The organism is Bacillus sp. 05T22, from assembly GCF_056396765.1.
The window spans coordinates 1-490 of record NZ_JBFTMC010000285.1; the positions used below are offsets into that span (position 1 = coordinate 1).

Genomic DNA, 490 nt, shown 5'->3' on the forward strand with positions numbered 1-490 from the left:
ACGTTGGCGAGACAAAGTTCTGAGAGGGCGACGCGTGCCGATGTAGCCAGAGAAGCCGGTACCTCCGTCGCGGTGGTCAGCTATGTGATCAATAACGGGCCGAGGCCGGTGGCGGAAGCGACCCGGCTGCGCGTGCTGGAGGCGGTGCGGAAAACCGGCTATCGCCCTAACAGCCTGGCCAGAGCGCTGGCGCTGGGCACGACCAAAACCTACGGGCTGGTGGTGCCGGATATCGGCAACGCGTTTATCGCCTCTTTCGCGCACGCCCTGCAACAGGAAGCGTTGAGCAACGGCATGGTGATGCTGCTGGGCGACGCGGGCAACAGCCGCCAGCGCGAGCTGGAGCTGATCAACAATCTGCTCAGCCAGCAGGTTGACGGCCTGTTTTACAACAGCGTCGATCGTCATCCCTATATCGATATTATCCAGGCCAGCGGTACGCCGCTGGTGATGCTCGATCGCGTCGATCCGGCGCTGAACGTCAATATTC

The 490-nt window shown here is 61.8% G+C and carries 1 protein-coding gene; it reads left to right on the top strand.

The window, feature by feature from the left end; genetic code table 11:
- Positions 1-84: 84 nt before the first annotated feature.
- The coding region (locus tag AC1DIT_RS28455) for a LacI family DNA-binding transcriptional regulator (protein WP_476998631.1) at positions 85-490 on the top strand (406 nt) is incomplete at its 3' end.